This is a genomic window from Microcoleus sp. AT3-D2, from assembly GCF_036705715.1.
Classification (GTDB): Bacteria; Cyanobacteriota; Cyanobacteriia; order Cyanobacteriales; family Microcoleaceae; genus Microcoleus.
Genome location: NZ_JAUBVE010000076.1, coordinates 22,838 through 32,935, shown reverse-complemented (window position 1 = coordinate 32,935; position 10,098 = coordinate 22,838). Strand labels below are relative to the sequence as shown.

General features: G+C 48.1%; 9 protein-coding genes. 3 read left to right on the top strand and 6 right to left on the bottom strand.

From position 1 onward, the window contains the following. On the top strand, positions 1 to 286 hold a 286-nt coding region (locus QUB44_RS25035; protein ID WP_333371737.1), incomplete at its 5' end, for an NACHT C-terminal helical domain 2-containing protein. Positions 287 to 473: 187 nt separating this feature from the next. On the opposite strand, the gene QUB44_RS25030 is transcribed toward QUB44_RS25035, so the two are convergent. The 3 genes from QUB44_RS25030 to QUB44_RS25020 all read right to left on the bottom strand — a co-directional run bounded on the left by QUB44_RS25030 (position 474) and on the right by QUB44_RS25020 (position 2,446). Beyond that, positions 474 to 1,061: a transcriptional regulator gene (locus tag QUB44_RS25030; RefSeq protein ID WP_333371735.1), complete on the bottom strand. Its 588-nt coding sequence runs from the start codon at positions 1,059 to 1,061 to the stop codon at positions 474 to 476. A 140-nt stretch (positions 1,062 to 1,201) separates the two neighbouring features. After that, positions 1,202 to 1,861, bottom strand: a complete 660-nt coding sequence (locus tag QUB44_RS25025; protein ID WP_041622468.1) for a sigma-70 family RNA polymerase sigma factor — start codon at positions 1,859 to 1,861, stop codon at positions 1,202 to 1,204. Between the two features lie 93 nt (positions 1,862 to 1,954). Next, positions 1,955 to 2,446 (bottom strand): molybdenum cofactor biosynthesis protein MoaE, encoded by a 492-nt coding sequence (locus QUB44_RS25020; RefSeq protein WP_333371733.1) that lies wholly within the window; start codon positions 2,444 to 2,446, stop codon positions 1,955 to 1,957. Between the two features lie 637 nt (positions 2,447 to 3,083). Here QUB44_RS25020 and QUB44_RS25015 point away from each other — a divergent pair. After that, positions 3,084 to 3,464: an SH3 domain-containing protein gene (locus tag QUB44_RS25015; RefSeq protein WP_333371731.1), complete on the top strand. Its 381-nt coding sequence runs from the start codon at positions 3,084 to 3,086 to the stop codon at positions 3,462 to 3,464. Positions 3,465 to 3,601: 137 nt separating this feature from the next. Here the strand turns inward: QUB44_RS25015 and QUB44_RS25010 are convergent, their stop codons facing one another. Continuing rightward, positions 3,602 to 4,582, bottom strand: a complete 981-nt coding sequence (locus tag QUB44_RS25010) for an aspartate carbamoyltransferase catalytic subunit (RefSeq protein WP_333158785.1) — start codon at positions 4,580 to 4,582, stop codon at positions 3,602 to 3,604. 652 nt (positions 4,583 to 5,234) lie between these two features. Between QUB44_RS25010 and QUB44_RS25005 the strand changes: the two genes are divergently transcribed. Then, a complete protein-coding gene (locus QUB44_RS25005; RefSeq protein ID WP_193973492.1) occupies positions 5,235 to 5,453 on the top strand; it encodes a DUF4327 family protein in 219 nt (72 codons plus the stop codon). A 165-nt stretch (positions 5,454 to 5,618) separates the two neighbouring features. Here QUB44_RS25005 and QUB44_RS25000 read toward each other — a convergent pair whose 3' ends face one another. Further along, complete coding sequence (locus QUB44_RS25000) at positions 5,619 to 6,860, bottom strand: protein kinase domain-containing protein (RefSeq protein ID WP_333371729.1); 1,242 nt, start codon at positions 6,858 to 6,860, stop codon at positions 5,619 to 5,621. 801 nt (positions 6,861 to 7,661) lie between these two features. Next, positions 7,662 to 9,965 carry a serine/threonine phosphatase gene (locus QUB44_RS24995; protein ID WP_333371726.1) on the bottom strand — a complete coding sequence of 768 codons (2,304 nt, stop codon included), beginning with the start codon at positions 9,963 to 9,965 and terminating at the stop codon, positions 7,662 to 7,664. Positions 9,966 to 10,098 lie beyond the last annotated feature (133 nt).

Sequence of the window (10,098 nt, the reverse complement as noted above, 5' to 3'; positions counted from 1 at the left end):
GTTTCTAAGAATAATGAATTTATCTCAAAATATACTCACCACTGATGAACAGTGTTCAATAAGATGCGTTCCCCCTGATCGCAATATAGGTCGCAATTGGATATTCAGCGAACAGCAGAAGTCATTGCTGAGGAAGTATTATGATGCTAATAAATTGCTGGTAGATTGCCTCATCAATAGCGGTTGTAATGTATCTCCTGCTGTGCGGCAGGAAATAGAGGAGACATTGCTGTTTCCGATCGCACATCTGCAAAAAACCGATGACAAGTGCGATCGCCCGCTCTAATTCCACTCGCTACCTACTCCGATATCAAGATGCGATCGCCCCTCAATTCCTCATTCAAAGCCAGCAAAGTGTCAAAGGATATATCCACCTTGAAAAACTGGGAAAAACGGCAAAAAGCCCCCTTTTTTAGGGAGCTTAGCGACTTCCGTTATTAATCAAAACAGAAATTCTACTGCGCCTTTGAGAATTACTTTTGAGGGCTTGCTACACCAACTTTGGGAATATCCATGATCGGTGCATTCACCCCAAGCATCAAATCGTTGGGATTAACCATCTCCACCAGAGGCTCGTTTAAAGCCATAATCAAACCGTCAGATTCAGCAGGAACGGGCGATCGAGCAAACTGAGGAGCAAACAATTGGCGATCGCCACCGACACCAGACACCACCGCAACCAACAAAGCTGCGATCGCACCTCCACCCAAAATCCAAGTCCGTTTCGGCTTGCGTTCCACCCGCTGCAAAACCTTCGTCGCCAACTCCTGTGCAGATTGTTCCGCAGCAGGCACCGGCATTGCCTGAAAACTCTGCTGCATCATCAGCAGTCGCGAGTACAAACGCTTCGTAGTGGGGTCATTTGTCAGCCAGTTCTCAACTTGCCGACGTTCTGTCGCCGTCACTTCGCCGTCGAGGTAAGCACTTAGCAATTCAAAGCGATCGCGCATCATAGTAGTTACATTGCCCTGGGCATAATTGTTGTTAACTTGAGTTTCAGCGAGTGAATCCCCAACACCTTGCTGATTTTGATTTTTATCCGATTCAAAGTTACCATTCATAATTTCAGACTTGCTCTAATTGGGGAATCACGCACTCGCTATTAGAAGGATTTACTGCTTATTTATATTTTAAAAGAGAAGTTTTGATGTCACAGCAAACATCACCAAATCTTCTTAACCCGCCTCTGAAATTACTCTTGCTAATTACCATCGAGATATTTTTGCAATTCCAACTGCAATCTTTGGCGAGCTCTAGCAATTCTCGACTTGACAGTTCCCAGAGAAACTCCGGTCATTTCGGCTATTTCCTCATAGGCTAAACCTTCTATTTCTCTCAAAACAATTGTTGTGCGGAATACTTCCGGCAAATCTGCGATCGCCACCCGCAACTGGTCGTAAAATTCTCTGGTCGTCAAATCTTCATCAGGCCCCGGACTGTCGGCCGGAATTTCCCAATCAACCTCGCCATCTTCCAGAGTACGGGGTACGTCGAGCGACAGCGGAGTTCGCACCCGTTTGCGCTTCCGCAACTCATCGTAAAACAAATTAGTAGCGATGCGGCTGAGCCAGCCCCGAAATTTAACAGGCTCTTGCAAGCGGTTAATATTGCGGTAGACCCGAATCCACACTTCCTGAGCCAAGTCTGCTCGGTCTTGCCAGTCAGGGGCCAAGTGATAGAGAACCCTGTCTACGTGGGACTGATACCGCTTCAACAGTTCTGAAAAGGCAGTGGTCTCAGGTCGATTTCCTTCCTGACACCGCAACACCAAGTCATAATTAGAGAGTTTTTCGGCTGGCAATTGCACTCTTTGAACGGTCGCCACAACCGCAGACCAGGACACGGAAATAAAGTCGCTCATCGGTGGAATTGGCTCATCGAACATTCCACAGTTTTTGACGTTAGGAGATCGTAACAAGTTCCCCTCTTCAATCTCAAAGCTCAAATCGATTGACTAATGCCCGACAACCTCGCACGCTCCTATACTAACCCAACTGCTAGAACCATCAGCCCAATGTTCCTTTTTCCAAATCGGTACATTGTGTTTGAGCGTATCTATGGCGTACTGGCAAGCTGCAAAGGCTGAGTCCCGGTGGGGACAGCCAACAGCCACCAATACGCTGATTTCGCCCACCTGCAAGTGTCCGACGCGGTGGTGAATAGCGACCCGATTGACATCGGCCCACTGGCGGCGGATTTCAGTAGCAATTTGCTGGAATACTCGCACTGCCATCGGTTCGTAGGCTTGATATTCTAGGGAAACTACAGCTTGACCGTCAGTTTGGTTGCGGACTGTACCGCTCATCATTACCACGGCTCCGTTTGCGGGGTCATCTGCCAAAGCGTATATTTCCTCTACAGACAAAGGCGCTAAGGTAATGGCGAAGCTGTCTGATTCATGGCGTTGAGGAATTGTGTCGATCGAAAGTGCAGCGAAGGAGTTCATTGCGGAAGAAGTGGTGCTGGAGAACTCGATCGATCTTGACACAAATCAAGTCGCGATGGATTTGTCTTGCATCCTTGTCCGGGAAACGGGGTGGCTAATCTTGAGCCACATCTCGTAGCACGGCCGAGGGCCCGAAGCCATCGCCCCGAACTTCTGCACGAGTACGATCGGCTACACTATGACTGACCCGAACTAAATTAAGAGCGTGATTGAAGACAAGCAGGATGCTTGTTCGATAGAATTAACTGCCGATATTAGTGTAGCAATTCAATAAATAAGCACAGGCCAATAAGTAGTGTCATTCGCAACTCAGTACAATAAATCTCAAACCCCAAGCGATAACTTCGTTCCCTTTTCAAGGACACAGTTAAGTTTAATTCTGCCCTCCTACTTATCGGCGCCACCCAACTTTTTAGCAGCAGATGTAAACTTTATTTGTTTTTTTGTTCCGGAAAGCTACTTAGATGAGATGATATACCTGTGCAGGGTTGAGGCAAATTGGCGGATACTAAGCCAAAGCAAAACAGTAACGCCCTGATGTGCCTTTTCTGAAACATAAGTTAATAGTTTGGGCTGTTAATTGACGTTTCAACCTGAGTCTGCACCAATAAAGGTTAACAACAATCACGAGGAAACTATGGAAGCACTAGCATTGAGCCACTCTTTTGTTGCTTATGAATCTCCAGAGTCCGAACTTCAACTGGAATTTAAAATTCCTAAATCGGCAATGGTAGGCGTTGCAGGTATGGCAGTAGCCCTGTCTGTTCTGAGTGTCGGTGGCGAAGCCCAGGCCGCTTGCTACTCCCGCTGCGGCAAGAAAAGCCATCACGGTCATCACAGCTACGCCAAAGTTGTCACCAATGGCGGCCGACTGAATATCCGCAACCGTCCCAATGGCTGTTCTCATGTAATCGGCAAGTTATATCGTGGAGACCACGTAAAATTGACCGGTCGTTACAAACACGGCTGGGCCCAACTCAAAGGTGGTGGCTGGGTGTCTGCGTCCTGGCTTTCCTAACTCTTAACTAGAGCACTTGACATTTCTAGAAAGAGTTTTAATCGTTACCCGGCCGTACTGGGTAACGATTATTTTAAATCTGCGATCAATCCTGAAAATCATGGAATATCCGAAATTCATGACTAACAACTAACAGCCTAAACTTTACCGCCGCCGATTAGATAAAGTAATGCCATCCGCACCGCCACGCCACTGGTAACTTGCTGAGAAATCAGGCTAAACTGGGCATCGTCCATCAAATCCGAACTAATTTCCACGCCACGGTTCACTGGGCCCGGGTGCAACACCTTCACATCCGGCTTGCAGAGTTTGAGCCGATCGCGCGTAATCCCGTACAAAGAATGGTACTCTCGTAAGCTTGGCAGCAAATGGTCGCTCATCCGTTCCTTTTGTAGCCGCAAAGTCATCACAAAATCAGCATCGGCCAAAGCAGGTTCAAGCTGCCAGTGCAAAAATAACTTGCCTTCCCTACCATCGCCACACTCAGCAAACAACAGCGGCAGCAAAGTCGGCGGCCCGGCCAAATGAACCTCTGCCCCAGAAGCCGTTAAACTCCAAATATTAGACCTAGCCACCCGCGAATGTAAGATATCCCCCACCACGGCAATTTTTTTACCCGCTAAAAGTTCCAGCCGCGGATTTTCGTTATCTAACAGAACACAAATAGTAAATAAGTCTAGCAAACCTTGCGATGGGTGTTCGTGCTGGCCGTCTCCAGCATTGAGAACGCTGACTCTTGACCCCAAGCGATCCATTTCCGAAGCAATCGTGCTGGGAACTCCAGCTTGTTCGTGCCGGATTACCATCAAATCCGTTCCCATCGCCAGATAAGTCTTAGCCGTATCCAGAATAGTCTCCCCCTTCGTCAGAGAAGAACTTCCCGGCGTAAAATTTAGCGTATCCGCTGACAGCCGCTTCGCTGCCAACTCAAAACTATTGCGAGTCCGGGTAGAAGGTTCAAAAAACAAATTCGCGACCACTTGACCCTGCAGGGCAGGCACTTTCTTCGTGCGGCGGCCGAGTACCTCCCGAAAACTGGCTGCTGTTTGCAGCACCGTATCGTATTCGTCCGAGGTAAAATCAGCCAGAGTGAGAATGTGTCGCCTTGTCCAAGTCATACAATTTTAGATTTTAGATTTTAGATTTTAGATTGACTCAATCAGGACGGACGATGGGTTGGGAACTTGCTTGTACGCCCGCTCTGCTGTCGCCTTTGAATGTTCGATCGACATTTAGGGATGGCGATCAACAGTATCCAACAATTTTTGATCGCTTTTGCGGTCAGTAGAGTTATAATCAGTTTATGTAGCTCAGACCCCACTCTCACAGCGAACCCAGCGTCGAAGGTGAAAGAGGTGTGGTTTACCCGCAGGAAAGCGGAAATTACGCTGTAGCAGTCAAAGCGCAGTAGTTGCAGTTTCTCCTACGCAAACTCAGCCTTGTCAAGAACAAGCCGAACGCAGCCCTTGCATCTGCCAGTATGTGGAAACAACGATGTGGAAACAATCGAGGTGGCAAACCTCCCACTGTCGATCGACAGCATATAGCGGGACATTTTAAAGATGATTAATTCTTTGAAGTCGGTCTTGACTCTTCAGTCCTGCTTATAGGCCCTTGTCAAAACGAACTGTGTTAAGATACAAGTTGAATATGTAGCTTCCCGACAAAAATCTACACGTATCTTGGCGAGACTGTTCTTGGCGAAACTGCGGTAAAAAGTGTGAGATCGGAAGTGGTAATTCACAAAATTTAAACAATTCAAGAGGTATTATGAGCCAGAAGGTTATACAGCCGATGGTTAAGTTCCAGCGTCAGGTGCATTCTCTCGTCACGTCTGACATTATCAAGCCGACAGACAGTATTTGGAAAATTGCTCTTCTTTACGGCGACGAATGGCCGTACTGGAAACAGCAATTGCTAGAATTTGATTTTTCTATGCAAGACCCCGTGAGCGAGTTGATAGCTGTAGAAGCTTGGGACGAGGAATAACAGAGGAGACGGAGGAATTGGGTGTCGAAGAGAAATCCCGAGGCGATCGGGTAAATTTTCTTTCATAAATTTCCGTTGCTAAATTCTTCCCTCTTCCCTTTTCCCTTTGCCCTCTTCTTCATAAATTCTGACTTTTGGCTTTTGAGTTTTGACTTCTGACTTCTATTAAAGGGAAGCTGCTAAAGCTCGAGCTAATTGTTGAGCAGTTTGAAAGCGATCCCCAGGCTTAGCTGCCGTGGTTCGCAAAATTGTGTCCCGCAGCTTGGGGGCGATCGTCGGAATATTTTCGAGCTTAAACCCGTAACCTCCAGCTATTTTCCCGTAAAAGTTTTGAGGGCTTTGGGCCGTCAGCAAAAAAATTAAAGTAGGCCCAATAGCATATAAATCAGACTGAGGGAGAGGCTGTCCCCGGTCTTGTTCTGGTGCGGTGTAGCCTTCAACGCCGATGCGAGTCCCTGGAGGAGTGCCGATTTCTTTAACGGCACCAAAATCCAGCACTGTAATGCAATTGTCGCGGTGGCGCACCAGCAAATTAGCAGGTTTAATATCCCGGTGGACGATCGGGGGTTTTTGAGAGTGAATGTAGTCCAAAACCTCACAGGTTTGGATCATCCACTCTATTGCTTGTTGGGGAGCAACAGGCCCGCGGTTGTAGATGCGTTTTTCTAAATCCTCGCCGTGGAGCATTTCCATCACCAAGTATTTTTTGCCCCCTTCCACAAAAAAGTCAAAAAACTGAGGAATTCCCGGATGGTGGAGGGCCTTGAGAGTTTTAGCTTCACGTTCAAAGAGTTCTTGAGCTTTGACTATTTGAGCCATATCAGCATTCATTTCCTTAAGGACTACCAGAGAAGCTGCGGGTGAACTTCCGGGTTGTTGAGCTTTCGCTTTATCTCGATCCCAGGCTAAAGTCGTTGTCCCCATACCGCCTTGGCCCAAAGTTCGCAGCACTTGGTAGTGACGGACTGTGCGATCGACTTTAATCGGTTCACCGCAGTGGATGCAGAATAAATTCCCCGGCGGGTTTCCCGCGTGGGTACACCTCGGTGCGGCGAGATTGACGGTGGGGTTCGCCTTAATTTTGCCGCCGAGTTCAATAGTAATAACTTGGAAATGCAGAATTGGGCCGCCCCGCGCCAACTGGATCAGGGTATCGTCGGATATCCAACCCTGAGACATGAGAATACCGTTAACCAAAGTGCCATTTGTCCCGGAATTGACTAAGTACCACTGGCTGGATCTTTCGCTATTAACTCTTTGCAATTCCAGATGCTGCCGTGACACTAGAGCATTGGGGATCACAACGTGATTTTCAGGAGAGCGGCCGATGCGAATAATGGATTCGCTCTCGAAACTCCACTGTTGCAGGGGGGTCTGTTTGTCTGGATCTAAAAGAGTCAGCAGCATTTTCGATTGATGTGGTTGAACTCCCTGATGTGGCAGTGAGAGTTGGCGGAAATTTACAGATGAGGGGCGTAGGGCTTTGAAAAATTAGAAATTAAAAATTAATTATGAGCTTCACAGGTGAGTTTCACTAAACCTTTATAATATCCTGATTGTGATTAAATATTCCATAAACCATGAATTTATAAATAGTTTTTTGGGAACAATTATTCATAAAATTTGTGAGGGTCTATCGCTCATTAAAACACAGTCGATCGATTTAACAATTGCAACAACAAAAACTAGGTAAACAATTGCTAAACTTTTATGTAAATTTGATTTAGCAGATTGCGATGTAAGCCCCCCATATAGTAGGGCGGACACTTACCACCTATGCCCACCTTGCCCCGATAGCGAGTATAAAACAGATTTCGCATCAACCCGCCTCCAGACTCACTTCATTTTAGTTGATTTTTTTTCATTACACTAACTCTTTTTGTAAGTGAAAGCTCTTTCAAATATGATGAATCCACTGACTATCAAGCAACTTTTTCCAGTAGATTCCATGAACAGAGTCTCAAAATTAAAGCTACTGATAAATGGTTAGTCCTCCACAGCTTTTTGGAAATTGTATGAGTCTGTAATCAGTTTTTTATAACTCAAACCGAAGCTGTTTTAACACCGGATACCTCAGAACAGAGCGAGCAGTAAAGCCTTGCCCGGAAACGGCAGAAGCTGTTTTTTTCTCTGCAACAATTGCAGGTTTAACCCAGGCGGTCACGGGGGAAAGGCGCCACCTTTGAAAAAGCTGGCAGCATCCAAATTCTAAAATCGAAATGCGCCTACCTGCGCCCGAATGATAATTGCTGTGATATTGTCGTGACCGTTGCGTTTGTTGCCCAGTTCAATCAACTGGGCAACTCCCTGGTCGAGATCAGCTTGGGGATTGAACAGGGGTTCGAGAGTGTTCTGCCAGTGAGTTTCCAACAAATCATTATCTGTCAGGCCGTCAGAAGCCAAAATTAATAAGGTATCTTCGCACAAGTCTAAAAACTGCACCTCTGGCTTGAGAAAATTACTGTCTCGCGGGCCGATGGCTTGAGTTAGTTGATAGGCGTCGGGACGGGCATAAGCAGTTTCCGGGTCAACCCCGCGCTTAATTTCGCGCTGGCCTACTTCGTGGTCTGAGGTGATTTTTTCTAGGGTTTGTCCTTTTCTCAGTCGGTAGAGGCGGCTGTCGCCGACGTGGGCAACGGCAAATTGGGTGTCTTGAACTAAGACTGCGACTAGAGTTGTACCCATGCGGGCGCTGCCGGAGCGTCCGTCCTTTTGATTGATTTCAAAGATGGCTTTGTTGGCTAGCAGGACTCCCTCGCGGATGGTGTCTGCCGGAGGTAGTTGATTTTCCCAACTGCTTTGCAAGAATTCTCTGAGGGTTTCAGCGGCTAGTTGACTGGCTACTTCTCCGCTGTCGTGTCCGCCCATGCCGTCGCAGAGAATGTAAAGCCCTTTGGTTTGAAAGATGCGACCGAAGGAGCTTTCGAGTTTGTTGAGCTGAGTCCAGATGCTGAAGAAGTCTTCGTTGTGGTCGCGCGTGCGGCCAACATCGGTGAGGCCTGCGTCTTCTAAGCTGTAAATCTGGAGTGGCATCGGCTGGGTTAAGACCTCGCCAACGTCGGGGGGGGACTCGTCGGGACTGCGGTAATGCCTGCGCGTCGGGGTTGAGCTTGGTGAAGGTGCGGGTTGGAGTTCGAGGGGAACAGTTTCTAGGCGCGATCGCAATTCTTCGATTGTGTTAATCTCGCCTCTGTACATTTGTTGCAGCAGTTCGAGCAAGGCGCCAAACTCAGTGCGATGATCGGACTGGCTAAATATCACCTGCCACAATTGCCCCAAATCTACCAGTTGCAGGTTTGAGCCGGCGGGTTCGGGATAGAGGTATTGCAGCCGCAAAGAAGCCAAGGAGAAGGAAGAGTCGGGGTTGACTCGCAAATTTGTCAGTTCCAACAAGCTTTGCCGACAGCGCCAGGGTTCTAGGGCAGCCCACAGTTCTGTCATTTCGTGTAGCCAGTATAAAATTTGCTGGGTGGAAGTTTCGGGTTGACTCCAGCGTTCTACCAGCAGCGGCCATTGGGAGCAGTCTTCTAGCAGCAGGACTGCCTGTTCGTTGTCTGACCAGCTATCGTGAATGACTGGCAGGTTTTGAGAGAATTGCCACCGCAGTGCCAGATAAGGTTCAGCTATGCCTTGGCAAAGCTCTGCTAAGGCGGGATTGGTTGAATTTTCTCCGCGTTTGATTGCTGCGCTATAGGGGGATGTTCGTCTGGCGACGCTGGCAGAGTTGGCTGCTAGCATGGCTTTGAGGGGTGACATTTCCAGCGGCTGACAGTCCAATACTGTGACTGCTACTGTGTCTGAGCGTTTTCTCGGCGGCACGGTTTCTAGGAGTTGGTAGCGCTGCTGAGTGTCTAAATAAGCTCCTGCTGGCTGGGAAGGGATTAAATATTCTGAATTGGGGACGGGGAATTGTGGAGATTGGGGGGAGAGGTCAGCTATGTTTGGGCTGTCGGGGTTCTCGGTTGCTTCCTGGATTTGTTTAGGCTGTGGTGCGGTTGTAAAATGCTGCTCAGATGGGGTTATTTCGCGCTCTGGTGCTGTATTAGAGCTTTTTTCTGTTGTTTGAAAGGATGGTGGTACGATCGCCCCCACGGCTACCACAGGGTCCATTTCTGGGCTGCTGAATTCGCCGTCGCTTGGCTGTGGAGAAGTTGGTGCGACTGCTGTTGGGGGTTCGACTGGGGTGGTGATTTCTGTTTTAATGGCGTCTGCGATTGGTTCAGGAGAGTTTTGGGGCGATGCGATTTGTGGAACGATGTCTGATTTTTGCGGAAACTCGGCTGGGGGTAGGGTTGACTCGTCTGCCTCGACTGCTGGAAAATTCGATCGACCGCAGATAATGGCCCGCCACACTTGACCTGTTGTGACGCCGCAATTCTGACATTCTTTGGCGCTAAAAGCGACTTGGGCACCGCATTCGTGGCAAGGTTTGTAAATTAGGGAATTTCCGCATTGTTGACAAAACTTGTTTGGATTGGGATTTTCAAATTGGCAGCGGGGACAGAGAAGCATAGGGGTTTTAAATGGGAGATGGGCGATCGAGTTTGGCGGTAGGGAGTTTTGGGTTTTGGGCTCTGAGTTAGGAGTTATGAGTTTTGGGCCTGAGTCGCAACGGATAACTCCCATTGCCCTATGCCTTATTTTA

Coding starts and splice junctions, on each gene's coding strand:
- QUB44_RS25025 (WP_041622468.1), bottom strand. CDS start 1,861: ATGAGCGACTTTATTTCCGTGTCCTGGTCTGCGGTTGTGGCGACCGTT.
- QUB44_RS25000 (WP_333371729.1), bottom strand. CDS start 6,860: ATGCTGCTGACTCTTTTAGATCCAGACAAACAGACCCCCCTGCAACAG.
- QUB44_RS24995 (WP_333371726.1), bottom strand. CDS start 9,965: ATGCTTCTCTGTCCCCGCTGCCAATTTGAAAATCCCAATCCAAACAAG.
- QUB44_RS25010 (WP_333158785.1), bottom strand. CDS start 4,582: ATGACTTGGACAAGGCGACACATTCTCACTCTGGCTGATTTTACCTCG.
- QUB44_RS25030 (WP_333371735.1), bottom strand. CDS start 1,061: ATGAATGGTAACTTTGAATCGGATAAAAATCAAAATCAGCAAGGTGTT.
- QUB44_RS25015 (WP_333371731.1), top strand. CDS start 3,084: ATGGAAGCACTAGCATTGAGCCACTCTTTTGTTGCTTATGAATCTCCA.
- QUB44_RS25020 (WP_333371733.1), bottom strand. CDS start 2,446: ATGAACTCCTTCGCTGCACTTTCGATCGACACAATTCCTCAACGCCAT.
- QUB44_RS25005 (WP_193973492.1), top strand. CDS start 5,235: ATGAGCCAGAAGGTTATACAGCCGATGGTTAAGTTCCAGCGTCAGGTG.